Source organism: Pseudomonas sp. 1D4 (assembly GCF_001728925.1).
GTDB classification, from domain to species: domain Bacteria; phylum Pseudomonadota; class Gammaproteobacteria; order Pseudomonadales; family Pseudomonadaceae; genus Metapseudomonas; species Metapseudomonas otitidis.
The window spans coordinates 1-24,054 of sequence record NZ_LXJQ01000002.1 but is presented as its reverse complement, the minus strand read 5'-3'; the positions used below and the strand labels follow the sequence as shown (position 1 = coordinate 24,054).

At 65.8% G+C, this 24,054-nt stretch carries 23 protein-coding genes and 1 pseudogene; 8 read left to right on the top strand and 16 right to left on the bottom strand.

Annotated elements, in window-relative coordinates; translation table 11 throughout:
* Positions 1-13: 13 nt before the first annotated feature.
* Entirely contained in the window at positions 14-787 is a 774-nt protein-coding gene (locus A7D27_RS01315; RefSeq protein WP_069563896.1) for an enoyl-CoA hydratase, read from the top strand.
* 95 nt (positions 788-882) lie between these two features.
* Here the strand turns inward: A7D27_RS01315 and pyk are convergent, their stop codons facing one another.
* A complete protein-coding gene (gene pyk / locus A7D27_RS01310) occupies positions 883-2,334 on the bottom strand; it encodes a pyruvate kinase (RefSeq protein WP_069563895.1) in 1,452 nt (483 codons plus the stop codon).
* A 96-nt stretch (positions 2,335-2,430) separates the two neighbouring features.
* Complete coding sequence (locus tag A7D27_RS01305) at positions 2,431-3,237, bottom strand: tetratricopeptide repeat protein (RefSeq protein WP_069563894.1); 807 nt, start codon at positions 3,235-3,237, stop codon at positions 2,431-2,433.
* A 167-nt stretch (positions 3,238-3,404) separates the two neighbouring features.
* Between A7D27_RS01305 and A7D27_RS01300 the strand changes: the two genes are divergently transcribed.
* The 3 genes from A7D27_RS01300 to A7D27_RS01290 are packed head-to-tail and all read left to right on the top strand — an operon-like array spanning position 3,405 to position 4,646.
* Positions 3,405-3,773, top strand: coding sequence for a tol-pal system YbgF family protein (locus A7D27_RS01300; protein WP_069561357.1), 369 nt, complete (start codon positions 3,405-3,407; stop codon positions 3,771-3,773).
* A 29-nt stretch (positions 3,774-3,802) separates the two neighbouring features.
* Complete coding sequence (locus tag A7D27_RS01295; RefSeq protein ID WP_069561356.1) at positions 3,803-4,228, top strand: DUF4124 domain-containing protein; 426 nt, start codon at positions 3,803-3,805, stop codon at positions 4,226-4,228.
* A gap of 58 nt (positions 4,229-4,286) precedes the next feature.
* Entirely contained in the window at positions 4,287-4,646 is a 360-nt protein-coding gene (locus A7D27_RS01290; RefSeq protein WP_069561355.1) for a PilZ domain-containing protein, read from the top strand.
* Between the two features lie 13 nt (positions 4,647-4,659).
* On the opposite strand, the gene A7D27_RS01285 is transcribed toward A7D27_RS01290, so the two are convergent.
* The 7 genes from A7D27_RS01285 to A7D27_RS01255 form a co-directional block, all read right to left on the bottom strand.
* Positions 4,660-5,994, bottom strand: coding sequence for a DUF58 domain-containing protein (locus A7D27_RS01285; RefSeq protein WP_069563893.1), 1,335 nt, complete (start codon positions 5,992-5,994; stop codon positions 4,660-4,662).
* Positions 5,991-7,127, bottom strand: a complete 1,137-nt coding sequence (locus tag A7D27_RS01280; protein WP_240915824.1) for a MoxR family ATPase — start codon at positions 7,125-7,127, stop codon at positions 5,991-5,993. The genes A7D27_RS01285 and A7D27_RS01280 overlap by 4 nt, the downstream gene beginning before the upstream one ends.
* Positions 7,124-8,461 (bottom strand): DUF4350 domain-containing protein, encoded by a 1,338-nt coding sequence (locus tag A7D27_RS01275; protein ID WP_069561353.1) that lies wholly within the window; start codon positions 8,459-8,461, stop codon positions 7,124-7,126. Before A7D27_RS01275 ends, A7D27_RS01280 begins: the two co-directional genes overlap by 4 nt.
* Positions 8,458-10,101 (bottom strand): DUF4129 domain-containing protein, encoded by a 1,644-nt coding sequence (locus A7D27_RS01270; protein WP_069563892.1) that lies wholly within the window; start codon positions 10,099-10,101, stop codon positions 8,458-8,460. Before A7D27_RS01270 ends, A7D27_RS01275 begins: the two co-directional genes overlap by 4 nt.
* Complete coding sequence (locus A7D27_RS01265; protein ID WP_069561351.1) at positions 10,088-11,065, bottom strand: stage II sporulation protein M; 978 nt, start codon at positions 11,063-11,065, stop codon at positions 10,088-10,090. The genes A7D27_RS01270 and A7D27_RS01265 overlap by 14 nt, the downstream gene beginning before the upstream one ends.
* The gene (locus A7D27_RS01260) at positions 11,062-11,799 is read right to left on the bottom strand and encodes an RDD family protein (protein ID WP_069561350.1); all 738 of its coding nucleotides are present in this window, start codon (positions 11,797-11,799) and stop codon (positions 11,062-11,064) included. Before A7D27_RS01260 ends, A7D27_RS01265 begins: the two co-directional genes overlap by 4 nt.
* A 94-nt stretch (positions 11,800-11,893) precedes the next feature.
* Positions 11,894-12,646 carry a hypothetical protein gene (locus A7D27_RS01255; RefSeq protein WP_069561349.1) on the bottom strand — a complete coding sequence of 251 codons (753 nt, stop codon included), beginning with the start codon at positions 12,644-12,646 and terminating at the stop codon, positions 11,894-11,896.
* Positions 12,647-12,809: 163 nt separating this feature from the next.
* On the opposite strand from A7D27_RS01255, the gene sbcB reads away from it, so the two are divergent.
* Positions 12,810-14,240 carry an exodeoxyribonuclease I gene (gene sbcB, locus A7D27_RS01250; protein ID WP_069563891.1) on the top strand — a complete coding sequence of 477 codons (1,431 nt, stop codon included), beginning with the start codon at positions 12,810-12,812 and terminating at the stop codon, positions 14,238-14,240.
* A 65-nt stretch (positions 14,241-14,305) separates the two neighbouring features.
* On the opposite strand, the gene mvaT is transcribed toward sbcB, so the two are convergent.
* Positions 14,306-14,683 (bottom strand): histone-like nucleoid-structuring protein MvaT, encoded by a 378-nt coding sequence (gene mvaT / locus A7D27_RS01245; RefSeq protein ID WP_069561347.1) that lies wholly within the window; start codon positions 14,681-14,683, stop codon positions 14,306-14,308.
* A 303-nt stretch (positions 14,684-14,986) separates the two neighbouring features.
* On the opposite strand from mvaT, the gene purU reads away from it, so the two are divergent.
* From purU to A7D27_RS28240, 3 genes are read left to right on the top strand one after another with little or no spacing between them, the layout of a single operon-like run.
* Positions 14,987-15,838: a formyltetrahydrofolate deformylase gene (gene purU, locus A7D27_RS01240; protein WP_069563890.1), complete on the top strand. Its 852-nt coding sequence runs from the start codon at positions 14,987-14,989 to the stop codon at positions 15,836-15,838.
* A gap of 30 nt (positions 15,839-15,868) precedes the next feature.
* Positions 15,869-16,288: a CBS domain-containing protein gene (locus A7D27_RS01235; RefSeq protein ID WP_069561346.1), complete on the top strand. Its 420-nt coding sequence runs from the start codon at positions 15,869-15,871 to the stop codon at positions 16,286-16,288.
* Positions 16,289-16,298: 10 nt separating this feature from the next.
* Positions 16,299-16,475 (top strand): hypothetical protein, encoded by a 177-nt coding sequence (locus tag A7D27_RS28240; RefSeq protein WP_165663983.1) that lies wholly within the window; start codon positions 16,299-16,301, stop codon positions 16,473-16,475.
* Between the two features lie 25 nt (positions 16,476-16,500).
* Here A7D27_RS28240 and A7D27_RS28990 read toward each other — a convergent pair whose 3' ends face one another.
* The 6 genes and pseudogenes from A7D27_RS28990 to ccoG all read right to left on the bottom strand — a co-directional run bounded on the left by A7D27_RS28990 (position 16,501) and on the right by ccoG (position 23,741).
* A complete protein-coding gene (locus A7D27_RS28990; protein WP_371850562.1) occupies positions 16,501-17,265 on the bottom strand; it encodes a methyl-accepting chemotaxis protein in 765 nt (254 codons plus the stop codon).
* A gap of 93 nt (positions 17,266-17,358) precedes the next feature.
* A pseudogene (locus tag A7D27_RS28985) lies at positions 17,359-18,366 on the bottom strand (cache domain-containing protein); the annotation flags it as partial.
* A 227-nt stretch (positions 18,367-18,593) separates the two neighbouring features.
* Positions 18,594-20,066 carry an inorganic phosphate transporter gene (locus tag A7D27_RS01225; RefSeq protein ID WP_069561344.1) on the bottom strand — a complete coding sequence of 491 codons (1,473 nt, stop codon included), beginning with the start codon at positions 20,064-20,066 and terminating at the stop codon, positions 18,594-18,596.
* A 153-nt stretch (positions 20,067-20,219) separates the two neighbouring features.
* On the bottom strand, positions 20,220-20,417 hold the full coding sequence (locus tag A7D27_RS01220; RefSeq protein ID WP_044413114.1) for a hypothetical protein: 198 nt from the start codon (positions 20,415-20,417) through the stop codon (positions 20,220-20,222).
* A 426-nt stretch (positions 20,418-20,843) separates the two neighbouring features.
* A complete protein-coding gene (mapR, locus tag A7D27_RS01215; RefSeq protein WP_069563888.1) occupies positions 20,844-22,253 on the bottom strand; it encodes a GntR family transcriptional regulator MpaR in 1,410 nt (469 codons plus the stop codon).
* A 78-nt stretch (positions 22,254-22,331) separates the two neighbouring features.
* Positions 22,332-23,741, bottom strand: coding sequence for a cytochrome c oxidase accessory protein CcoG (gene ccoG, locus A7D27_RS01210; protein WP_069563887.1), 1,410 nt, complete (start codon positions 23,739-23,741; stop codon positions 22,332-22,334).
* Positions 23,742-24,054 lie beyond the last annotated feature (313 nt).

Below are 24,054 nucleotides of genomic sequence, written 5' to 3'. Positions count from 1 at the left end.
CCGAGGACCCACCATGAGCGAACACATCCACCTGGAACGCGAGCAGGGCCTGCTGACCCTGCGCATGGACCGCGAGGACAAGAAGAACGCCCTGACCCGCGCCATGTATGGCGCCCTGGCCGATGCGCTGGACGCCGCCGACGAGGACCGCAGCGTGCGTGCGGTGCTGATCACCGGCAGCGAGACCTGCTTCACCAGCGGCAACGACGTGGCCGACTTCATCCAGGCGCCGCCGTCCGGGCTGGACAGCGAAGTGTTCCGCTTCATGAAGGCACTGTTCGACTTCAGCAAGCCGGTGGTGGCCGCCGTCAGCGGCCCGGCCGTGGGCATCGGCACCACGCTGCTGCTGCACTGCGACCTGGTCTACGTGGCCCGTGACGCCAGGCTGAAGATGCCCTTCGTCAACCTGGGGCTGTGTCCGGAGTTCGGTTCCAGCCTGATCCTGCCGCGCCTGCTCGGCCATGCCCGTGCGGCGGAACTGCTGCTGCTCGGCGAATCCTTCACCGGTGAGCAGGCCGCCGCCTGGGGCATCGCCAACGAGGCCCTGGCAGACGGCGCCGCGACCCTGGCCCGTGCCCGCGAAATGGCCCGCCGCTTCGAGGCGCTCGCGCCTTCGGCGGTGGAGGTGAGCAAGCGACTGATGCACGAGCCCGGCCGCGAGGAACTGCGCCGGGTGATCATGGAAGAGGGCGAGCTGTTCGGTCAGCGCTTGCGCACCCCCGAGGCCATCGAGGCGCTGTCGGCGTTCATGCAGCGGCGCACCGCCGATTTTTCAAAGTTCGCCTGAGTGGCCCCGCAGGGTGGGCTTCAGCCCACCCATCCCGTGTCGGCACATGAAAAAAGGCCGCTCGATGAGCGGCCTTTTCACGTACTGCAGATGCCTTACACCAGCGGGTCGCCGACGTGGAGGATCTTCATGGTGTTGGTGCCGCCGACGGTGTGGTAGCTGTCGCCCTTGGTCAGGATGACCCAGTCGCCCTGCTGCACGATGCCGCGCTTGAGCAACTCGTCCACGGCGGCCTGGCTGACCTTGTCCGCCGGCAGTGCGGCCGGGTCGAAGGGGATGGTGGAGACGCCGCGGAACATGGCCACGCGCGCCTGGGTGGTGCGGTGGGGGGAGAAGGCGAAGATCGGCACCGAGGAACGGATGCGCGACATGATCAGCGGGCTGTAGCCGCTTTCGGTCAGGCAGATGATGGCCTTCACGCCCGGGAAGTGGTTGGCGGTGTACATGGTCGCCAGGGCCACGCTCTCGTCGCAGCGGCTGAAGGTGTGGCCCAGGCGGTGGCTGGACTTCTGGCTGGTGGGGTGCTTCTCGGCACCGACGCAGACGCGGGCCATGGCCTGGACCGCCTCCACCGGGTATTCGCCGGCGGCGCTCTCAGCGGAGAGCATCACGGCGTCGGTGTAGTCGAGCACGGCGTTGGCTACGTCGGAGACTTCCGCGCGGGTCGGCATGGGGCTGTGGATCATCGACTCCATCATCTGGGTCGCGGTGATCACGGCTTTGTTGTAGCGGCGGGCATGCAGGATGATCTTTTTCTGGATGCCCACCAGCTCGGCGTCGCCGATCTCCACGCCCAGGTCGCCACGGGCCACCATCACGGCATCGCTGGCGCGGATCAGGCCGTCGAGGGCTTCGTCATCGGCCACGGCTTCGGCGCGCTCGATCTTGGCCACCAGCCAGGCGGTACCACCGGCCTCGTCGCGCAGACGGCGGGCCAGTTCCATGTCGGCGGCGTCACGGGGGAAGGAGACGGCCAGGTAGTCCAGCTCCATTTCGGCAGCGAGCTTGATGTCGGCCTTGTCCTTGGCGGTCAGGGCCGGGGCGGTGAGGCCACCGCCGCGACGGTTGATGCCCTTGTGGTCGGACAGTGGGCCGCCGATCAGTACGGTGCAGTGCAGTTCGTCGGCGGTGCTGGCGTCGACGCGCATGACCACGCGGCCGTCGTCCAGCAGCAGTTCGTCGCCGACGCCGCAGTCCTTGATCAGGTCCGGGTAGTCGATGCCGACCACCTCCTGGTTGCCGGCGTCACGCGGATGGGTGACGGAGAAGCGGAACGTGTCGCCGACTTCCAGCTCGATGCGCTTGCCGGCGAACTTGGCGATGCGGATCTTCGGGCCTTGCAGGTCGCCGAGCAGGGCGACGAAGCGGCCATGCTTGGCCGCCAGCTCGCGTACCAGGCGGGCGCGTGCCTTGTGTTCGTCGGGGGTGCCGTGGGAGAAGTTCAGGCGGGCGACGTCGATCCCGGCGATGATCAGTTGCTCCAGCACCTCGGGTGAGTTACTGGCCGGGCCGAGGGTGGCGACTATCTTGGTACGGCGGAAGGACATGCGAAGGCTCCAGTTTCAAAGCAGAGCCCGAGGCTACACCGCCCTTCGGCTGTAGTCTCGCTCCATTTCTACTACCCGCGCGGCGGGTGCATGCCGTCACTTCACGCCGGGGTTCAGGGCCATGTCCAGGTGGCGGGCGGCGTGCTCGGCCTGTTCGGCTTCGGGGAATTCGGCCAGCAGGCGACGCAGGTAGCCCACGGCCTTCTGGCGGTCTGCATGGGGATTGGCCGGCGCCAGGTTCATCAGGGCCATCTGGTACAGGGAACGGGCCTTTATATCCGGCTGCACATGGTCGTCGATCAGTGCCAGCGCGTAGAGCTGCTCGGCTTCGCCGACCCGGTCCTTGAGCACGGCGCGGCGTGACAGCAGGGTCATGTCGGGGTCCAGGTCGCGCTGGTAGAGGTCGAGGTCCTGGCTGGGCTTCCAGTCCGCCAGCAGCTCGCGGGCGGTCTTCTGCACCGGCGCTTCGGCCCGTTTCTGAATCATCAGGATGCGCGCCTGGGCATGCTCGGCGGCGTGGGTGCCGGGGAATTCGTTGGTGACCTGATAGAACAGGTTGAGGGCCCGGGTGTCGTCGCGCTGGTCGTTGTAGCGGCTCATGTAGATGAGGCCGATCTGGTAGAGGGCGATGGCGCGGACTTCGGCGGTGAACTGCCGGTCGCGGTAGCCGGTCATGTACAGCGCCTCGGCCTTGGCGCTGGTGCCGTCGCGGATGGCCATGGCGCTGTAGGTGAGCAGGTCGCCCTCTTCCTCCACGGCCGCTGCCATGCGGGCGTTCTTCAGGGCCTTCTGCTCGACCACTTCGTTGGTGGTGATCTGGGCGATGAACAACGGGGTGGTCGGCGCGCACGCGGACAGGGCGAGCAGGCAACTGGCGAGCAGGGCAGGGCGGAGGTGGCGCATGGGGGCTCCAGGGGGCGCTTGGGCCGGACGGCGGGAGTCTAGCAGCGCCGCCGGGGGCGTCGTTGCGGAGCCATGCAAGTCCCATCGGAGGTTATGCCCGGCCGGCGGAAGGCGTTGCAGAAATCCCCGGGAGCGCCGATATACTCGCCAACGGAGGAGACACCCCAATGCGCACGTTCATCATCCTGGCCCTGCTGGTCGGCCTTGCCGGCTGCACCCGCTGGTCCCTTGACCGGCACCTGAACAACGCCTACGAGGCCTATGACGAAGGCAATTGCGAGGAGGCGATGCTCGAGCTGTCCAAGGCCGAGCGCAGCAGCCGCTCGCGCAGTTACATGCAGCCGGAAATTTCCTTGTTGCGTGGCCAGTGCCTGGAGCGCCAGAGCCTGTTCGTGGATGCGGCGCAGACCTACCATTTCATCATCAACCGCTACCCCAGCAGCGAATACGCCTTCCGTGCCAAGGCTCGTCTCGAGACCCTGGAGCGCATCGGGCAACTGGGCAGTGCGGCCAAACCGAACGCGGCGCCCCTCTGACGGTGGGCGTGGCGGGACAGGGAGAATCCATGCGTCATCTGCTTTTCTGCCTGCTGGCCTGTTCCGGCCTGGCGTCGGCCGAGATCTACCGCTGGACGGATGCCAACGGCCAGGTGCATTTCAGCGAGCAGCCGCGAGAGGGCGCGCAGCAGGTCGAGGTCCGTCCTCCGGCCCTGGACGACGACGCGGCGACCCGGGAGCGTCTGCAACGCGCTGAACAATTCTTCGATGCGCGTCGTCAGGAGAAGGAAGAGGCGCGTCGCAAGGAAGCCCAGGCCCGCAACGAGCGGGCGAGCCAGTGCGTGCAGTTGCGTTCCCAGCTGTCGCAGATCAAGCGCGAAGGCCAGTATTTCAGCGTCGACGCCAAGGGAGAACGGCAGTACTACAGCGCCGAACAGGTGGACGCCGCTCGTCGCAAACTGACCGATGCGATCAAGGAGCGTTGCGGGCGGTAGTTGGTTTGGGTGCAGTAGTGAGGCCATACTGAACGGCCATCAATAGCGATTCGCCATCATGCGTAGCCAGCGCCATATCGAACGCCATCAACTGCCGTACTACCTGAAGGTGTTCAACCGCATCACCGACAAACCCATGGGTTATCTGGGCAATGTGTCCCTGGATGGCCTGATGCTCGTCAGCCAGTTGCCCATGCTGGTGGGGGCCCGTTTCGACATGCGCCTGAAGATCCCGGCGCATGACGGGCAGATCCGCTTCATCGATTTCTACGCCACGTGCCACTGGAGCCGGGAAGATGTGAACCCCGGCCACTACGATTCGGGCTTTTCGCTGGTGGAGCCGCCGCTGGAGTACGCGGAGCTGGTCGAGGCGCTGCGCTACTACTTCAGCTTCCACCCCTTGGCCGCCTCTGCCTGATCGGGGTGGGGCCTCAGAAGACGCCGGCCTTCTTCCAGGCCAGGTAGCGGCTGACCAGTTCGGGGCCCAGTTCGGAAGGGCGGCAATCCAGGACCGGGACACCGTGGGCGGCCAGCCGCTCGTGCAGGCCGTTACGGGCGTTGAGGTAGCTCACCGTGCCGCAGTAGCCGAGGGCTTCCTCATAGCGCTGCACGGGCGTGTGGCGCAGGGTGTCGAGCACTTCCTCGCGCAGGCTGGCCACCAGCACCCGGTGCTGCCGGCCCAGGCGTTTCACCGCTGTCAGCAATTCCTCGTCGTCCTCATCGCGCAGGTTGGTCACCAGCACCACCAGGGCGCGGCGGCGCTGCTTGGCCAGCAGCGCGTCGATGGCGGTGGCGAAGTCGGCGGGGCGCTGGCTGCTTTCCAGGTCGTACACCGCGTTGAGCAGCACCGAGAGCTGCGCCTGGCCCTTGACCGGTGCCAGGTAGCGATCCGCGCCCGTGCCGGCGAAGGTCGACAGCCCCACCGCGTCGCCCTGGCGCAGGGCCACGTAGCTGAGCAGCAGGCTGGCGTTGAGGGCGTGGTCGAAGTGCGAGAGGTCGCCGTCCTGGCTGCGCATGCGGCGGCCGCAATCGAGCATGAAGACGATCTGCTGGTCGCGTTCGTCCTGGTACTCACGGGCGATCGGCATGCGCTTGCGGGCGGTGGCCTTCCAGTCGATCTGCCGCAGGGTGTCGCCGTCGCGGAATTCCCGCAGCTGGTGGAACTCCAGCCCCAGGCCACGGCGCGGGCGCTGGCGCACGCCGAGCTGGCTGATCCAGTCGTCCACCGCCATCAACTGAGCGCCGTAGAGGCGGGCGAAATCGGGGTAGACGCGGGTTTCGTCGCTCATCTCCAGACGCCGACGATGGCCCCAGAGCCCCAGCGGGCTGGGCAGCTCCAGCTCGCAGCGGGGGAAGACGAAGCGGCCGCGGGCCAGCGGGCGGACACGGTAGCCGAATTCGGTGGTGTTGCCGGGCTGCAGGTCGACTGCCTGGGGCAGGTGCTCGAACTCCATGCCTTCGGGTACGTGGTCGAACACCTTCAGTGCCAGTTCGCGAGCGTAGGGATGGTGCACGATCATGCGCACTTCGCCCCAGCGACCGAGGGACAGGTTGCCGTGCAACTGGCGCTCCAGCCGCGGCGAGGGCAACTGGCGGAGCCAGGTGGCGTCGAGGGCGGCGATGAAGCCAAGGGCGCCGAGCAGGCCCCACCAGATGAGGTGGAGCTGTGCCGGCGTACCGACCTTGAGGGCATCCAGGGTGCCGAGCACGATGCCGAGCGCCAGCAGGACGCCCAGCAGGGCCAGCAGGAGGCGCGATGGCTTCATAGGCGGGGCGCCGGCACCTGGTCGAGCAGTTGCTGGAGGACGTCGTCGACGGAGCGGCCTTCGATGTCCAGTTCGGGCGACAGGCGCACGCGGTGGCGCAGCACGGCCAGGGCGCAGGCCTTGACGTCGTCGGGGAGCACGAAGTCGCCACCGCGCAGCAGGGCGCGGGCACGGCCGCCACGCACCAGGGCGATGGAGGCGCGCGGGCCGGCACCCATGGCCAGGCCCGGCCAGCTACGGGTGGCGCGGGCCAGGCGCACGGCGTAGTCGAGCACCTGGTCGTCGATCGGCAGTTCGCTGGCGATGCGTTGCAGCGCCTGGACGTCCTTGGCCTGCAGCAGGGTGCGCAGGGGCGCCACTTCCAGCATGTCGGCACGGGCGGAGCGGGTCACCTGGCGCACCAGGGCGAGTTCTTCGCCGGCTTCGGGGTAGTCCATGCGCAGCTTGAGCATGAAGCGGTCCAGCTCGGCCTCGGGCAGGGGGTAGGTGCCTTCCTGCTCGATGGGGTTCTGGGTGGCCATCACCAGGAACGGCTGGGGCACGGCCAGGGCACGGCCTTCCAGGGTGACCTGGCGTTCCTGCATCACCTCCAGCAGGGCGGCCTGGGTCTTGGCGGGGGCGCGGTTGATTTCGTCCGCCAGCAGCAGGTTGGTGAACACCGGGCCCTTGCGCAGTTTGAACTGCTCGCTCTGCATGTCGTAGACGGCGTGGCCGGTGACGTCGCTGGGCATCAGGTCGGGGGTGAACTGGATACGCGAGAACTCACCGCCGAAGCAGCGGGCCAGGGCGCGCACCAGCAGGGTCTTGCCGAGGCCGGGCACGCCTTCCACCAGCACGTGGCCGCCGGCCAGCAGAGCGGTGAGCACGTCGTCGATGACCTGCACCTGGCCGACCACGGCCTTCTGCAGCTCCTGGCGCAGGGCCTGGGCGAGCTGGCTGGCGCGCTGGCGCTGGGAGCTGGCGGCAGTGGGCTGTGCGGGCGCCGGCTGCGGGGCAGGCGCCGGTGCGGCAGCAGCCGGTGCCGCTTGGGCGGGCTGGGGCGTGGCGGTGGCGTCCGAGGTCACGTCGGCGAGGTCCAGGTTGAGGCCTTCGGCTTCGTTGGTGATCGGCTGATCGGGCTTCTGTTCGCTCATAGGGCATTCCTGAGGCTTTGCAGGTGGGCGACCTGGCGGGTGAATTCGGAGGCGCTGAGGCGCTGCTTGGGCAGCGGCCGCATGGCCTGGCTGATGGCGCTGGGAGGCAGGCGGCTGAGGCGGCTGAGCACCTGCCACTGCTCGGCCACGCCGAGGCGTTCGAAACCGGGGTGACGACGACGGGCGCGGCGCAGGATGTCGCCCTGCAGGTGGCGCAGCAGTACCTGGTTGCCGCTGCGGCGCAGGAGGAAGTCGGCACTGGCGCGCAGGTGCTCTTCCAGTTGCCGGCGCGCCCGGTTCGCCGGGGCGATCTGCGGGCCCTGGCGCAGGCCGACGTGCCACAGGCCGAACAGGATCAGCAGGGCGAGGGCGGCCAGGGCTTCGGGGAAGTGGCGGCCGAGCAGGCTGGCCAGGTCGTCGCGGTCGGCGTTGTAGAGCAGCGTGGCGTGGGTGTCCTGGGTCAGGTACCAGAGCAGCCAGGCGTTGTCGTGGTCGGCGATGTTGTCGTTCTGCCAGATCCAGCTGTCGGTGAGCACGGTGACCAGGCCGTTGCCGTAGTTCAGTTGCAGCATGTGCGTGGCCTTGTCGCTGTTGGCCCAGGCGTGGGCGCGGTCCTCGCTGTCGTACAGGTGGAAGCGGGTGTCGAATTCGATGTAGGCCGGCGCGTCTTCGTTCTCCAGGTAGAGCTTGGTCAGCTCGGGGTAGGGCTCCTTGCTGTTCTCGCTGTCCGCTTCGGGCTGCTCGTCCGCGTCCTGTTCGTCGGCAGGGGCTTCGGCCTGCTGGGTCTCTTCGTCGATGCCTGCGTCGACGTCGGCGTCTTCGTTGCTGTCGGCCTCGCTGTCGGCGTCTTCGCTGTCCGTTGCCTGCTCGTCGTCCGCTGCGCTCTCGGACGCATCCTCGTCGACGTCGTCGAGTTCCTCGGCGTCGAACTGCTGGATGCCGAGGCGGTTGAGCAGCAGGTCATCGCTGGTGCCGGTTTCTTCGTCGTAGAGGGCTTCGGCGACGAACAGCAGGTGACCGCCCTTGCTGGCCCATTCCAGGACGCGGTCGGCCTGGGAGGGGGTCATGTTCGTGCGGCTGGCGATCAGCAGCAGGGTGTTGCCGGGGGCGGGCAGGGTGTCCAGCACGCTGAGGTTGTCGGCCCGGCTGGCTTCGATGCCCTGGCGCTTGAGGTAGTACTGGGCGGCCAGGTAATCGTCCTGACGGGCCTCGGGGGCTGCGCCCAGTTCGAGGGTCTCCTCGTAGGGCTCCAGGCGGCCGAGCAGGTAGATGGCGATGAGGCCGATGATCAGGAAGGCGAGGGCGCCAAGGATGAACTGGCCGCGACGGCTCATGCGCTGGCCCCCTGGGCGAACAGTCGGCGCCAGCCTTCACAGAGGCCGCGCTTGAGGGTTTCCGGCGGCATCTGGTGGCCGTAGGCGAGGTTCTGCCAGTGGCGGGTCAGTACCTGGGTGAAGCGCCCAAGATCGTCACGCTCCAGGGCTTGAACCAATTGCAGCACCTCGCCTTCGGTGTGGGAGCCCTTGAGGGGCAGGCGGAAGTCGTGCAACAGCCGGCTGAGCAGGGCACGGTAGAGCAGGCCGAGAGCTTCGCGGGGGTGTTCGCTCCAGAGGCGTTCGGCTTCGGCGGCGACATCGTCGGGCAGGCTTTCGGGCGCCACTTCCAGGCCGAACAGTTGGGTGGGGGTATCGCGGCGGATGCGGGCGGGCAGGCCGATCCGGTCGACGAAGGTGGAGAGCCATTCGCGGTAGCGCCAGACCAGCAGCAACACCAGGCTGATGACCAGGGTCCAGAGCAGGACCTCGATGACCTTGGCGAGGAAACCGAGGGATTTCCAGAAATCCCCCAGGGCCATGAGGCCGCGGATGAAGCCTTCGAGGGCGTCCTTGTCGTCCTGGCTCAGCTCTTCCTGCTTCTTCTCCGGCTTCTCATCCTCATGCAGGCGCCAGCGGGTGACCGTCTCGCGGTTGGTGAAGGGCGGGGCGTCGAGAATGGCCTTGATGTTGTCCCGGGAGGCGGTGCTGGTGAGGGGCTGGTTGAGCAGGCGGTCGGCCTCGGGGCCCATCGGGTCGATTTTCTCTTCCGGCTTGGCGGCGGCCTTGTCGCCGGCAGTGGCCGTGTCGGGCGCCGACTCGGCCGTGGTTTCCTCTGCGACGGCCGGGGCTGAAGGCAGGGTGAAGGCCAGGCCGACGCTCAGGCCCAGCAGCAGGGCATAGGCGACTCCGGTGAGACGCTGGCGCAGGCGGCGGAACACCAGTTCGATGTCCCAGGCTTCCAACTGGGTGCGGCGGTTCAGGTAGAGGGTGAAGCCGCAGGCGACGTAGACCGGCTCCCAGATCACCAGCACCAGGGCATAGAACAGGTTGGACAGGTGCTCGATCCAGACCCAGTCGCCATCCTGGGCTTGCAGCAGCTTCTGCCAGTCCATGTCGATGATCAGTTGCTGGGGCAGCATCAGGTAGAGAAGCGTGATGAAACCGGTGAACAGCGCCCACTCCAGGTGCATGCCGATGATGGTCAGCCAGGTGGCGCCGCCGGCATCGCGCTGACCCAGCACGGTGAGGCGCTGGCTACGGGCGGCGCCTGACAGCACTTCGAGCTGCATGACCGGCATGTCGAAACTGCGGGTGGGGCTGAAGCGGCGCCAGGTCAGGCTGGCGATGATCTGCCGCTTGGCCAGGGTCGGCCAGGCCTTGAGTGCTTCGCGCAGGGTCGGGGTGTCGCCGAACAGGGCGCGGGAAAGGATGTACAGCGGCAGGCGTTCGAATAGCGGCTTTAGCCACCAGAAGGCGATGAAGGCCCAGGTGGAGTACTTCCACAGCAGCAGGCTGATGACGATGAACACCGGCAGGGTGGTCAGCGCCCAACTGGCCATCAGCAGGCCGGCGTGGCGACGGGCCAGCAGGACGCCCAGGTCCATGGCCTCCCAGGCGCTGCGTGGGCGGATGGCGACGGAGGCGTCAGTCAGGCGCATGGCTACCCCGTCCGACGAAGGTGAAATAGCAGCCCACCAGCAGCCACAGGCTGCTGCCGACGACGTACTTCACCAGGGGTGTGGCAAAGGTCATGGAGGACCAGTAGGCCTCGATGAAGGCAGCGATCAGCAACATCAGGATCACCCCGGCCACCAGACGCACGCTGCGGGCGCCGGCCAGGCGCAGGGATTCGGCACGGGTATGGCGACCAGGGGCCAGCAGGGACCAGCCGAGCTGTAACCCGGCGGCGCCGGCGAAGGTGATGGCGGTGAGCTCGAAGGCACCGTGGCCGATGACGAAGGACCAGAAGGTTTCGCCGTAGCCGGCCTGGGTCAGGTGGCCGGCGATGGCGCCGATCATCAGGCCGTTGAAGAGGATGAAGAACAGGCTGCCGACCCCGAAGAGCAGGCCACCGGCGTAGGTCTGAAAGCCGATGCCGATGTTGTTCATGATGTAGTGGCCGAACATCATCCAGTCGTCGCTGGCGTCGCGCTTGCTGGCGCCGATGCGGTGGGCGTCCGGCTCGTACATCGAATCCATCTCGCTGACCTGTTCCGGCGAGACGACGCTGTAGACCAGGTCGGGGAAGCAGTAGACCAGCACGCCCATGAGAATGAGGGTGCCGTAGAACAGCAGGCTGGAAACGGCGATGCTGCGCCACTGTTCGCGCACCAGGCGCGGGAAGCCGCCGAGGATGAAGCCGAGGATCTGCGCACCCAGGTGGCTGCGGTGGCGGTAGAACTGCTGGTGGCCGCGCATGGCCAGGTGCTGCAGCTGGTCGATCAGGTGGCTGCTGTAGCCGCGCTCCTGGGCGAGGGAGAGCTGCTGGCAGAGGTGGCGGTACTCCGCGGCGAAGGTTTCGCAGTTGGCGGGGTCGGCCTTGCCGCGTTCCAGGGCGTCGAGCTGGGCGGCGAAGCGGTTCCAGCCGGCCTGGTGGCGGTGTTCGAAGAGGCTCTGTTTCATGGGCTTCCCAGTAGGCCGCGGGCAATGCCGTTGAGTGTGGCTTCGGCCTGTTCGGGTGGTGTTTCCAGGGGCGCGGCGAGGATGCCGGCCAGCTCGGCACGGCGGCCGGTGGAGAGGCCGGCCTGGCGCTCGGCGAAGCCGAGGATGGCGCGCTGCTCCTCCAGGCTCAGGGGCACCGGCGAGCGCAGGGGCGTGGCCTCGGGCAGGTTCGGGCGGCTGGCCTTCTCTTCGCGGTAGACCACCAGGGTCCCGGCGGCGATGTCGCCCAGGCGCTTGAAGGCCGGGTTGAGCAGGCTGCTGATCAGCCCGAGGGTGTAGCCGAAGGGCAGCAGGTCGACGAAGCGCAGCAGGTTGCGCACCAGGGAGGAGGCCCAGCCCACCGGGGTGCCGTCGTCATGCACCACGCGCAGGCCCATCACCTGCTTGCCGGGGGAACGCCCCTGGTTGAGCACCTCGAACAGCACCATGTACCACCAGTTGACCAGGAACAGCAGGATCATCCCCAGGCCGATGCCGAACTGGCCGAGCAGGGCAAGGACCACGAACATCACCAGGAGGATGCCGCCACGGATCAGCAGGTCAATGAAGAACGCCAGGGCGCGTGGCAGGAGGCTGGCGGGGCGCAGCAGCAGGTCGATGCCCTCGGGCGTCTCGACGCGGTAGCGGGTGTCCAGCGGAGCGGTCAGACCCTGCTCATTTCCGTATGGGCTGTTGTTGCCGGTCGTAGAAGACATGGTCCGACTGCGTGGAGGGGGTGGCCGATGCTAGCGAGCAACGGGGGGGTGAGGCAACCGATCCGCTCAGGCGGACCGGTCCGGGCTCCGCGAATTACTGGGGGAACTGCTGGATGCCGAAGATGCGCTGGTACAGCAGGGCCACCACCACAAAGCACATGGGCAGCGTCCAGACCAGGCCGACGAACAGCGGCAGGGCGCTGAGCATGACGATCAGGCCGAGCAGGGCGAACAGGCCGAAGCACTTGAACCAGCGTTGGCTGATGGCACGCCGCGACGCTTCCATCGCCTGCCAGGGCGAGAGGCCGCGTTCTACCATCAACGGCATGGCCAAAGCGTAGGCGATGCTGAGGTAGATGCCGGGAATGACCAGCAGCAGGAAGCCCAGGTAGACCATCAGCGGGAGCAGCAGGCTGAGGATGGCCAGGGGGACGAACTTGCCGGTGTGAGCGAAGACTTCGTTGAAGTTCAGCGGCTGGCCGGTCACCTGGCGCATGGCAAGCATATAAAGGCCGGCCATCACCGGTGCGGCGCAGGCACCAGCGATGATGCCGATGACCAACTGGCCGATCATCAGCAGCATGCCATCGCTTGCAACGAGCAGCCCCAGCACCAGGCCGAGGATGAAGCTGACGAGCTGGCTGACCACCGAGTAGACCAGAAGGCCGCCGATGATCATGCCTTTCAGGCCCTGGATGCGTTGCCAGCCCTCGCTGATGAGCTCGCCGATGCGGAAGTCATAGCCGCGCGCCAGGGCTTCTTCGATGCTCGGTACATCGACAGCCGGCGGACGCTCCACCAGCTCGCTGCGCGGTGCGGAGTAGGGGTTCTGCTGGATCTCGCTCATGACGCTTCCCTGTGCCTTGGGCCTGGTTGTGGATGGTGGGGGAGTTTCTGGAGTTGCCCGGGCAATTGCAATCGGCTGCTTCACGATTTGGCGATTTGCATGGAAAGGGGGCTGTTAGACTCCTCGCCCATTGCATCCCAGCGCCCGGATTCAAGGAGGCGGCGTGACCCCCAGCATCTTCTGGTACGACTACGAGACCACCGGCATCAACCCGCGTTGCGACCGCGCCATCCAGGTGGCCGGCATCCGCACCGATGAGGCCCTGAACGAAGTCGGCGAGCCGGTGAACCTGTATTGCCGCATCAGCGACGACATCCTGCCTCACCCGGCGGCCTGCCTGGTGACCGGCATCCTGCCGTCGACCCTGCAGGACAAGGGCCTGGACGAGGCGGCCTTCATCCACCAGGTACATGCCGAGTTGTCACGCCCGGGCACTTGCGGCGCGGGCTACAACACCCTGCGCTTCGACGACGAGGTGACCCGCTACAGCTTCTATCGCAACTTCATCGATCCCTACGCCCGGGAATGGCAGGGCGGCAACAGCCGCTGGGACCTGATCGACACCCTGCGCACGGCCTATGCCCTGCGACCGGAAGGCCTCCAGTGGCCCACCGAGGAGGGGCGGGTGACCCTGCGCCTGGAACGCTTGACCGCCGCCAACGGCATCGATCATGGCCAGGCCCACGATGCGCTGTCCGACGTGCGTGCCACCATCGGCATGGCCCGCCGGGTGCGCGAAGCCCAGCCCAGGCTGTACGACTACCTGTTCCAGTTGCGCAGCAAGCACAAGGTGATGGAGCAGATCCGCCTGATGCAGCCGCTGGTCCACGTATCGGGCCGCTACTCGGCGGAACGTCATTTCCTCGCAGTGGTGCTGCCGTTGGCGTGGCACCCGCGCAACCGCAACGCCCTGATCGTCTGCGACCTGCAGGTGGAGGTGTCGCCTCTGCTGGAGCTGGATGCCGAGACCTTGCGCGCGCGCCTCTATACCCGGCGGGATGCCCTGGCTGAAGGCGAGTTGCCGGTCCCGCTGAAGCTGCTGCACATCAACAAGTGCCCCGTGGTGGCCCCGCTTTCCGTATTAAGGCCTGCGGACCGGGAGCGGATTGGCGTCGACCTGTCTGCCTGTCAGGCCAAGGCCGATGAACTGGCACGGCAACAGGCGAACTGGCAGGACAAGTTGGCAGCGGTTTATGCCGAAGAGTCCTTTGCCGGCAGCGAAGATCCTGAGCAGCAACTTTATGACGGCTTCCTCGGGGATCGTGATCGTCGACTGTGCGAACAGGTGCGTAATGCCGACCCGCAACGACTGGCGCGAGAAGTATGGCCATTCGATGATTCGCGCTTGCCGGAATTGCTGTTCCGTTACCGGGCACGAAACTTCCCGGAAACTTTGAGTGCCGAGGAGACGTCGCGCTGGCAGGAGTTCTGTCGGAATCGGCTTATGCATCCCAATTACGGGGCACCCAATACCCTGGCGGCATTCACCGAGGCGCTGCTGGAGTTACGGGCAACTGCGTCACCCGCGCAATTGGCGATTCTCGATGCCTGGAATGCCCACGCCGAAGTAGTGCGCCAGCGATATACGCTGTAGTCCCGCTTTGAATAGGCAATAAAAAACGCCAGCATCCGCTGGCGTTTTTGATGGAGCTGACTGAATCAACCCAGCAGGGTGGCCCAGCTTTCAACGGTCTCGGCGCCCCACTTGGCTTTCCACTCTTTCAGGGTCTTGTGGTTGCCGCCTTTGGTTTCGATGACTTCGCCGGTGTTCGGGTTCTTGTACTGCTTGACCTTGCGGGCACGCTTGACGCCGGTGGCCGGCCTGGCAGCGCGCGGTTGCCTGGCGGTTTTGGCTTCGGGATCGAGCAGGGCAATGATATCGCGCAGGGACTTCTGGTATTCGCCCATCAGGGTGCGGAGTTTGCCTTCGAATTCCAGTTCTTTCTGCAGCTTGTCGTCCTGGGACAGATTCTTCAGGCGCTCCTGGAGTTCTTTGATGGCTTCTTCAGTGGCGCGGTATTCATTGATCAGCGACATGTCGGTGTCCCTTGGTGAATTAGGGGTGAATGATGTGGAAGGGATAATAGTCAGGACACTAAACCAAGTAAACATGTCAGGAAAGTATCGGCCGAATATTTTTTACCAATGAATGCAGGCGGGCCTGTTAGTTGTTCGCACGTAACTGGCATGAACAACTCCCCCGCGAATTGAAGACCCGCGTGCTAATACCCATGCCCCTGGCAGGGGCACGCGGGACGTCGGATGAAGTGTTCGGGCCTGCTGAAGTTTTCACCGCGTGCCGCTAGAATGGCCGCCTTTGCGAAGTATCTGGAGTTTCCCATGCGCACATTTCGTCTGGTGATTGCCTGCCCGGACGGCGTCGGCATTGTCGCCAAGGTGAGTAATTTTCTGGCCACCTATAACGGTTGGATTACCGAGGCAAGTCATCACTCCGACAACCAGAGCGGTTGGTTCTTCATGCGGCATGAAATCCGCGCCGACTCGCTGCCGTTCGACCTGGACGGTTTCCGCCAGGCTTTCGCGCCGATTGCCCGGGAGTTCTCCATGTCCTGGCGAATCACCGATTCAGCGGTGAAGAAGCGCGTGGTGCTGATGGCCAGCCGTGAGTCCCACTGCCTGGCCGACCTGCTGCACCGCTGGCACAGTGGCGAGCTGGATTGCGAGATTCCCTGTGTCATCGCCAACCACAACGACCTGCGCAGCATGGTCGAATGGCACGGCATCCCCTACTTCCACGTACCGGTGGACCCGAAGGACAAGGCCCCGGCCTTCGCCGAGGTGTCCCGCCTGGTCGACGCACACAATGCCGACACCGTGGTGCTGGCGCGCTACATGCAGATCCTCCCGCCGGACCTGTGCCAGCGCTACGCCCACCAGGTGATCAACATCCACCACAGCTTCCTGCCCTCCTTCGTGGGTGCCAAGCCTTACCACCAGGCCTCGCTGCGCGGCGTGAAGCTGATCGGCGCCACCTGCCACTACGTCACCGAGGAGCTGGACGCCGGCCCAATCATCGAACAGGACGTGGTGCGCATCAGCCACCGCGACGACATCGAGGACCTGGTCCGCCTCGGCAAGGACGTGGAGAAGCTGGTGCTGGCCCGTGGCTTGCGCTACCACTTGGAAGACCGCGTGCTTGTGCACGACAACAAGACCGTGGTCTTCGACTGACCCCGAGATTTCGATACAAGGAACGATCCCATGCTCAAGTCCGTCCAGGTTCGTGACTACATGACCCACCATCAGGTGACCTTTAGGCCGGAGACCGACCTGTTCCTGGCCATCGAGCGTCTGCTGGAGCACCGCCTGAGCGGTGCTCCGGTGGTGGACGCCCAGGGCCACCTGCTGGGGATGCTGTCCGAATCCGATTGCCTGCGCGGCATCCTCTCCGGTGCCTACTACGACGCCGTGGGCGGCGTGGTAGGCGGATGCATGCAGTCGCAGCTGGACAGCGTGTCTCCCGAGGAGGATGTGGTCGACGTCTGCCAGCGCCTGTTGCGTGAGCAGCGCGAGGCCTTCCCGGTGGTGGAGCAGGGCGTGCTGGTGGGCGTACTCAGCCGCCGTGATGCCCTGCGGGCGATCAAGGCTTTTGCCCAGCACGACGGCAGCCGTCTGGCCTAGGAAGCTCCGCATGTCCGATCCCCTCGAACGCGCCACCTCCAAGGCTCCGCCCACCCTCGGCGAGGGGTGTGTGCGGCGTTATGACCCCGAGGCGCTGGACGAGGAGGACGGCACCGACTTCCCGGATGCCGAAGCCCTGTGGAAGCAGATCCAGGACGAAGCGGAAGACACGAAAAAGGCGCCTTGAGGCGCCTTTTTCGTACCCGGACGGTTCAGATGCGGAAGCTGTCCACCAGTTGCTTCAGGCGGGCGGCCTGTTGCTCCAGGTCCGCGCAGGCCCGCAGGGTCGCCTGCAGGTTCTCCACGCCTTCCTGGTTGAGCATGTTGATCTCGTTGATGTCCACGTTGAGGGATTCCACCACCGAGGTCTGCTCTTCCGTCGCGGTCGCCACCGACTGGTTCATGCCGTCGATCTCGCCGATGCGCTGGGTCACGCTGGAGAGGCGCTCGCCGGCCTGGTTGGCGATGGTCACGCTCTCCTCGCTGTAGCGCTGGCTCTCGGTCATGGTGTTGACCGCCTCGCGGGCGCCCACCTGCAACTCCTCGATCATCTTCTGGATCTCCTGGGCCGACTCCTGGGTGCGGTGGGCCAGGTTGCGCACCTCGTCGGCCACCACCGCAAAGCCACGCCCGGCTTCGCCTGCGCGGGCGGCCTCGATGGCCGCGTTGAGCGCCAGCAGGTTGGTCTGCTCGGAGATGCCCTTGATCACCTCCAGGATCTGCCCGATGTTCACCGTCTTGGCGTTGAGGGCCTCGATGTTGGCGCAGGAGGTGCTGATCTTCGCCGACAGGTCGCTCATGGCCTTGATGGTCTGCTCCACCACCTGGCGACCGTCTTCCGACTGATCCTTGGCATTGGAGGCCTGGTGGGAAGCGTCCGCTGCGTTGCGGGCGATCTCCTGGGCCGCCGCGCCCAGCTCATTGATGGCCGCCGCCACGCTGTTGGTGCGCTGCGCCTGCTCGTCGGAGTTGCTCATGGAGGAGTTGGAGGCGTTCAGCACCAGTTGGGCGACCTCGTTGACCTGGCGCGTGGTGGCCGAGACCTCGCGGATCGAGCCGTGGATACGCTCGACGAACTGGTTGAACGCCTGGGCCATTTCGCCGAACTCGTCCTGGGAGTGCACCTCCAGCCGGCGGGTCAGGTCACCCTCGCCCTGGGCGATGTCGCGCATGGCGCGGCCCATGAGCAGCAGCGGTTGCATCAGGAAGCGGATCAGCATGCCCAGCAGGATGATGATGATCACCACCGCGATCACCATGACGATGATGGCCGAGGTGCGGAACTCGTTGAGCATCGAGAAGGCCTGGGCCTTGTCGATGGACAGGCCGATGTACCACTTCACCGTCGGCAGGCCCTTGATGGGGGCGAAGGTGAGGATGCGGGCCTTGCCGTCCAGCTCCGTCTCGGTGAAGTCGGTGCTGATGCGTGGCGTATTGGTCGGGTAGACCTCCGTCAGCTTCTTCATCACCAGGTCCTTGTTGGGGTGGACCAGAATGGTGCCGTCCTCGCTTACCAGGAAGGCGTAGCCCATGCCCTGGAAGTCCAGCGAATTGACGATCTGCTGCAGGGTTTCCAGGCTCAGGTCGCCGCCTACCACGCCCTGGCCGGGCGCCGGCGTGGCGATGGTCATGATCAGCGCCTTGGTCGCCGCGTCGATGTAGGGCTCGGTCAGGGTGGTCGAGCCGGCGGCCACGGCGTCCTTGTACCAGGGGCGCACGCGGGGGTCGTAATCGGCCGGCATCTCTTCGTCCGGGCGCATGGTGAAGGCGCCGTCCTGAGTGCCCAGGTAGGTGAAGGCGAAGGTGGAGGTCAGCGCCTTCTGCTCCAGCAGCTTGGCCACCGCATCCGGCTCGGGGTGCTGGGCAATGTTCTGCGCCAGGTTTTCCACCATCAGAATCCGGCCGGAGAGCCAGTTCTGGATATTGCCGGCGGTGACGTTACCCATTTCCTTCAGGTAACTCTCCAGGTCTTCCCGGATCGTATTCCGTTGCAGGTAGTCGTTGTACAGAGTGAACAGCGAGAACGCCGCGATCACCACCAGCGAGGCGGCGAGCAGGATCTTGTGGCTGAACTTCATATTCTTGGTCATGGCTTCGTGCGTCCGGTTGGGGCGGATACCTGATACGTCGGGTACGCGGCTTCTGGTGGCTGCGTCCCTCAGTGTGTCGGTCATTACCCATTAAAGCTTGAGGCTGGCGAAATGCCTGTATGTCGGAGCTTTCCACAGGCATTCAGCGACGCCCCGGCCGGCGAGCAGGCATGAAAAAGGCGCCCGCAGGCGCCTTTCTCGATGAAGCAGATGACTCAGACGAACAGCGTGGTCGCCAGCCAGAACATACCGGCGGAGAGCGCCATCGAGGTGGGCAGGGTCAGTACCCAGGCCATCAGGATGGTGCGCACCGTGCCACCCTGCAGGCCGCTCTTGTTGGCGACCATGGTGCCGGCCACGCCGGAAGACAGCACGTGGGTGGTGGAGACCGGCAGGCTGTAGAGGTTGGCCATGCCGATGGCTGCAGCGGCGGTGATCTGCGCACTCATGCCCTGGGCGTAGGTCATGCCCTGCTTGCCGATCTTCTCGCCCACGGTCAGCACCACGCGCTTCCAGCCGACCATGGTGCCGATGCCCAGGGCCAGGGCCACCGCGATGATCACCCAGAAGGGGGCGTACTCGGTGGTGGCGGTCAGGTCCTTGCGCAGCTTGTCGAGGTCGGCCTTTTCACGGGCCGGCAGGCCGGACAGCTTGCCCACCTTCTTCGCCGTGTCGTCCAGGCAGAGCAGGTAGCGGCGGGTCTCGACGCGCTTCTCCTCGCTCATGTCGGCGTAGCTGCGCACGCCCTTCAGGTTGCCCAGCAGGCCGGCGATGGTCGCTTCGGTCTGCTTCGGATCGCAACGGAACGCTTGCGGCATCTCGCTGCCGTTGCTTTTGCCCAGGGCCAGCATCTCGCCGAGGGTGTCGGTGTGACGCTGGTAGAACTGGCTCAGGTGGGTCGCAGCGTCGCGGGTGCGCTCGATCTGGTAGGTGGTGCTGTTCAGGTCCAGCACGAACTTGGCCGGAACGATGCCGATCAGCACCAGCATGATCAGGCCGATGCCTTTCTGGCCGTCGTTGGAGCCATGCACGAAGCTCACCGCCATGGCCGAGAGCACCAGCACCAGGCGGTTCCAGAACGGCGGATGCTTCTTGTCGTCCAGCTCCTTACGGGTTTCCGGCGTCTTGTGCATCTTCGACAGCGGATACAGCCACTTCAGGCTCAGCAGCACCAGGGCTGCGACCATGAAGCCGGCAGCCGGAGAGAAGATCAGCGACAGGCCGATGTCGATGGCCTTGCCCCAGTTCACGCCCTCGCCCAGGGGCAGGTCGGTGAGCATCGCGTTGGCCAGGCCGACGCCGAGGATGGAACCGATCAGGGTGTGGGAGCTGGACGCCGGGATACCGAAGTACCAGGTGCCCAGGTTCCAGGTGATGGCCGCCGCCAGCAGCGAGAACACCATGGCCAGCCCGTGGCCGGTGTTGACGTTGATGAGCAGCTCCACCGGCAGCAGGTGCACGATGGCGTAGGCCACGCCAACGCCACCCAGCAGCACGCCGAGGAAGTTGAAGATGCCGGAGAGGACCACCGCCCGGTAGGGCGACATGGCTTTGGTGTAGATGACCGTGGCCACCGCATTGGCGGTGTCATGGAAACCGTTGATGAACTCGAAGGACAGGACGAATGCCAGGGCGAGCACCAGGCTCAGCACCAGCCAGGCATCAAGCCCGCTGAAGAGATCGAACATGAAGGTTTTATGACGGCTGGTTAGGGGGCGCGGATTATGCCAGAAAACCGCTTCCCGCCCAGCTCCGGACCGCTGATTGGTCGTATCGTTCCGTGCGTCATGGCAGCGCAGCCCTAGAAACGAGGGCTGCGCAGGCTTTGTTTAAAAATCGTTTCAGTCCGATTGCTTGAGCTCTTTTTCCATCTTCTGGAGCTCGCGCTCGAAAGCCTGGTCCAGGTAGTTGGGGCGTTTGCGCCAGGGCTTGCGTTCGGGGTCCGGCTGGGCGGCGTAGGTGGTGACTTCCCCGCCGTATACATCCTTGTAACGTTTCTCCTGGCGCTCGAGTTCGGCGCGCAGTTCGTCTTTCGTCACGTAGTGATCCGCTTGTGTGCTGTTGAAATGGTCTTGATCCAAGTTCCGGCGATGAAGGGGCGAGTACCCTTTGCAACTTTCGCCAGAAGAGGGAGTGTGCGTGCCATGCACAATCCCGATGCAACCTTGAGGTTGTCTTCGGTGCCTGCCCAGGCCGCATGGTGTCTGCGTTACAGCGAGGTCGCAATGCATTCGGGGAGGCTGGCGAAGTATATAGGCAAACTTGTCGAAAGCTCCAGACTCATGTGAGTAGTTCATGCACTGTCAGGTGTAGGACATGCTGCCGGTGTTATTCAAACGCTGCCGCACATCGCTGCCATGGCAACTGCGTAGTGACGGCGTATCGAACCTGAAAAATAGAGCGCACAACGGCCGCCCAAGTTCAGGTCAATGAACAAGGCGACCGTTTTGCGCGGGGAGTTGCGCTTAAAGCGACTTGATGATGCGCCCGAGGGTTTCCACCGCCTGCTCGCTGCGGGGCGTCCAGGGATGGCCGTAGTTGAGGCGGGCGCAATGCCCGTAGCTGCGGGTCGCCGAGAAGATCGGCCCCGGCGCGATGCTGATGCCCTGGGCCAGGGCCAACTGGAACAAGCGCAGCGCATCCACCTGGCGGGGGAATTCCAGCCAGAGGAAGTAACCACCGTCGGGCCGGCTGACCCCCGTCTGCTCCGGCAGGTGCCGGGCCACCGCCGCCAGCATCGCGTTCTGCTGGCTCTCCAGCGCATAGCGCAGGCGCCGCAGGTGGCGGTCGTAGCCGCCGTGCTGCAGGTAGTCGGCAATGGCCGCCTGGGCCGGCACCGAAGCGGAGATGCTGGTCATCAGCTTCAGCCGCTCGATCTCCCCGGCATAGCGCCCACCCGCCACCCAGCCGACCCGGTAGCCCGGTGCCAGGCTCTTGGAGAACGAACTGCAGTGCATCACCAGCCCTTCACTGTCGAAGGCCTTCACCGGCTTGGGCGCGTGCTGGCCGAAGTACAGCTCGGCGTACACGTCGTCCTCGATCATCGGCACATGGTAGCGGGCCAGCAGCCCCGCCAGGTGCTTCTTGCGTTCCTCGGTCAGGCTCGCCCCGAGCGGATTGTGGAAGTTGCTCATGAACCAGCAGGCCTTGATCGGCAGGCTCGCCAGGCTGCGCTCCAGCACCTCCAGGTCGATGCCCTCGCGCGGGTGCACCGGGATTTCCACCGCCTTCAGCTTGAGCCGCTCCAGCACCTGCAGGCTCGCGTAGAACGCCGGTGACTCGATGGCCACCAGGTCGCCCGGCCGGGTCACCACCTGCAGGCAGAGGTTCAGCGCCTCCAGCGCGCCGTTGGTGATCACCAGCTCCTCGATGGGCAGCGGCAGCCCGCCGACCATGTAGCGCAGGGCGATCTGCCGGCGCAGGCCGTGGTTGCCCGGCGTCATGTCGGCCACGGTGGAGCGCGGGTCCATGTCGCGCACCGCATGGGCCATGGAGCGCGCCAGGCGTTGCAGGGGGAACAGGTCCGGGCTGGGGAAGGCCGAGCCGAAGGGCACCGTGTCCGGGTCACGGATCGAACTGAGCACCGAGAACACCAGCTCGCTCACGTCCACCTCGGTGGTGGCCGCCTCGCGGCTGCTCACCTGGGGCTCCTGCAGCGGACGCTTGACGTGCTGGCAGACGAAGTAGCCGGAGCGTGCGCGGGCCATGATCAGCCCGCGGCTCTCCAGCAGGTAGTACGCCTGGAACACCGTGGAGGCACTGACCCCGTAGGTGCGGCTGGCATGCCGCACCGAGGGCACCTTCTGGCCCGGCGCCAGGACGCCGGTGCGGATCAGTTCGGCGATCTCGTCCGCGAATTTCTCGTAGCGCTTCATCTTGTCCTGGGGAAGGTGGGCCGGGGAGGCCCACTCTAAGCGCTGCGTGCGGCTACCGCCACGGCCGTGCTCCATGGCTCAGCGCCTCGGGCTGACGAAGGTGCTGCTGGCGCTGGCCTGGGCATCGCCCTCCACCGCGCGGATGCGGAACACCAGCTCGCGGGGGCCGCTGCGGCCATCGTCGTCCACCAGGGCCACCGACACCGGCAGATCGAGGATCTCCCCGGCTTCCACCCTGATCAGCGCCGGCGCCTCCAGCTCCAGGCCCTCGCCCTCGGCCAGCTCCAGGCGGTAGCGCAGGTCCTGCTGGGTCTTGTTGATCAGCTTCAGGTTGTAGATGTTCTCGATCTGCCCGGCCGCGTTCTCGCGGAACATGCCCCGGTCCTTGATCACATCCAGCGACACCTCCGAGCGCGTCGCCAGCAACCAGGCGAAGGCCCCGATCATGATCACCAGCGCAGCGGCGTAACCCACCAGGCGCGGGCGCAGCAGGTGCGTGGTGCCGCCTTCCAGCTCGCGTTCCGAGCTGTAGCGCACCAGGCCCTTGGCGTAGCCCATCTTCTCCATCACCGAATCGCAGGCGTCCACGCAGGCCGCACAGCCGATGCAGGCGATCTGCAGGCCATCGCGGATGTCGATGCCGGTCGGGCACACCTGCACACACAGCGTGCAGTCGATGCAATCGCCCAGGCCCTGGCTCTTCGGGTCCACCCCCTTCTTGCGCGCCCCGCGCGACTCGCCCCGGGCGGTGTCGTAGGAGATCACCAGGGTGTCCTTGTCGAACATCACGCTCTGAAAGCGCGAATAGGGGCACATGTGGATGCACACCTGCTCACGCATCCAGCCGGCATTGATGTAGGTGGCCGCGGTGAAGAACACCACCCAGAACAGCGCCACCCCGCCGGCTTCCAGCGTCAGCAGGTTCATCGCCAGCTCGCGCACCGGCGTGAAGTAGCCAACGAAGGTCACCGCCGTGGCCAGGCTGATGGCCAGCCACAGACCGTGCTTGGCCACGTTGCGCGCCACCTTCTCCGCACCCCAGGGCGCGGCGGCTAGCTTGATGCGCTGGTTGCGGTCACCCTGGGTGCGCTGCTCCACCCACATGAACATCCAGGTCCAGACGCTCTGCGGACAGGTGTAGCCGCACCACACCCGGCCGGCGAACACCGTGATGAAGAACAGCCCGAAGGCACAGATGATCAGCAACCCCGACAGCAGGATGAAGTCCTGCGGCCAGAAGGTCGCACCGAAGATGTAGAACTTGCTGTCCTCCAGACTCCAGAGCACGGCCTGGCGGCCGTCCCAGTCGAGCCAGAGGGTGCCGAAGAACAACAAGCACAACAGCCCCGCGCCCAACCGGCGCAGGTTGCGGAAACGCCCGGTGAAGCTGCGGGTGTGGATCGGTGCACTGGAGGCATACAGGGACGTGGCAGCGGGGCGACTCGTTGGGTCGACCTCTACCTGCCGGACGGGGATGGTCTCGCTCATGATTCAGGCCTTTTGGGCTATGACGGCGAGGCGGACTATAGGGAGGCGCTGATACCGGAAACAGATTCAGGTAATCAGGCAAAAACCATATCAGATGACCCCGCAGCACCCCCTGGCCCTTGAAACCCGTGGTGCCTGGCCACGCGGGCGAAGGCCCTGCATGGATCGCGGCAATAGGTCGCAGTGCAGATGATCGGACGGCGCGCCTCACGCACAGACGCTCCACCGCAGGCACCCCGTGGGAGCGAATTCATTCGCGAAAGCCCCCCGCACGCCCCCCCCCCCGGCATACACCTGTGGGGGCGATTTCAAT

Bases quoted from the DNA above. Each gene is read 5' to 3' on its own strand.
- A7D27_RS01315 (WP_069563896.1), top strand. From the start codon at position 14: ATGAGCGAACACATCCACCTGGAACGCGAGCAGGGCCTGCTGACCCTG.
- pyk (WP_069563895.1), bottom strand. From the start codon at position 2,334: ATGTCCTTCCGCCGTACCAAGATAGTCGCCACCCTCGGCCCGGCCAGT.
- A7D27_RS01305 (WP_069563894.1), bottom strand. From the start codon at position 3,237: ATGCGCCACCTCCGCCCTGCCCTGCTCGCCAGTTGCCTGCTCGCCCTG.
- A7D27_RS01300 (WP_069561357.1), top strand. From the start codon at position 3,405: ATGCGCACGTTCATCATCCTGGCCCTGCTGGTCGGCCTTGCCGGCTGC.
- A7D27_RS01295 (WP_069561356.1), top strand. From the start codon at position 3,803: ATGCGTCATCTGCTTTTCTGCCTGCTGGCCTGTTCCGGCCTGGCGTCG.
- A7D27_RS01290 (WP_069561355.1), top strand. From the start codon at position 4,287: ATGCGTAGCCAGCGCCATATCGAACGCCATCAACTGCCGTACTACCTG.
- A7D27_RS01285 (WP_069563893.1), bottom strand. From the start codon at position 5,994: ATGAAGCCATCGCGCCTCCTGCTGGCCCTGCTGGGCGTCCTGCTGGCG.
- A7D27_RS01280 (WP_240915824.1), bottom strand. From the start codon at position 7,127: ATGAGCGAACAGAAGCCCGATCAGCCGATCACCAACGAAGCCGAAGGC.
- A7D27_RS01275 (WP_069561353.1), bottom strand. From the start codon at position 8,461: ATGAGCCGTCGCGGCCAGTTCATCCTTGGCGCCCTCGCCTTCCTGATC.
- A7D27_RS01270 (WP_069563892.1), bottom strand. From the start codon at position 10,101: ATGCGCCTGACTGACGCCTCCGTCGCCATCCGCCCACGCAGCGCCTGG.
- A7D27_RS01265 (WP_069561351.1), bottom strand. From the start codon at position 11,065: ATGAAACAGAGCCTCTTCGAACACCGCCACCAGGCCGGCTGGAACCGC.
- A7D27_RS01260 (WP_069561350.1), bottom strand. From the start codon at position 11,799: ATGTCTTCTACGACCGGCAACAACAGCCCATACGGAAATGAGCAGGGT.
- A7D27_RS01255 (WP_069561349.1), bottom strand. From the start codon at position 12,646: ATGAGCGAGATCCAGCAGAACCCCTACTCCGCACCGCGCAGCGAGCTG.
- mvaT (WP_069561347.1), bottom strand. From the start codon at position 14,683: ATGTCGCTGATCAATGAATACCGCGCCACTGAAGAAGCCATCAAAGAA.
- purU (WP_069563890.1), top strand. From the start codon at position 14,987: ATGCGCACATTTCGTCTGGTGATTGCCTGCCCGGACGGCGTCGGCATT.
- A7D27_RS01235 (WP_069561346.1), top strand. From the start codon at position 15,869: ATGCTCAAGTCCGTCCAGGTTCGTGACTACATGACCCACCATCAGGTG.
- A7D27_RS28240 (WP_165663983.1), top strand. From the start codon at position 16,299: ATGTCCGATCCCCTCGAACGCGCCACCTCCAAGGCTCCGCCCACCCTC.
- A7D27_RS28990 (WP_371850562.1), bottom strand. From the start codon at position 17,265: ATGAGCAACTCCGACGAGCAGGCGCAGCGCACCAACAGCGTGGCGGCG.
- A7D27_RS01225 (WP_069561344.1), bottom strand. From the start codon at position 20,066: ATGTTCGATCTCTTCAGCGGGCTTGATGCCTGGCTGGTGCTGAGCCTG.
- mapR (WP_069563888.1), bottom strand. From the start codon at position 22,253: ATGAAGCGCTACGAGAAATTCGCGGACGAGATCGCCGAACTGATCCGC.
- ccoG (WP_069563887.1), bottom strand. From the start codon at position 23,741: ATGAGCGAGACCATCCCCGTCCGGCAGGTAGAGGTCGACCCAACGAGT.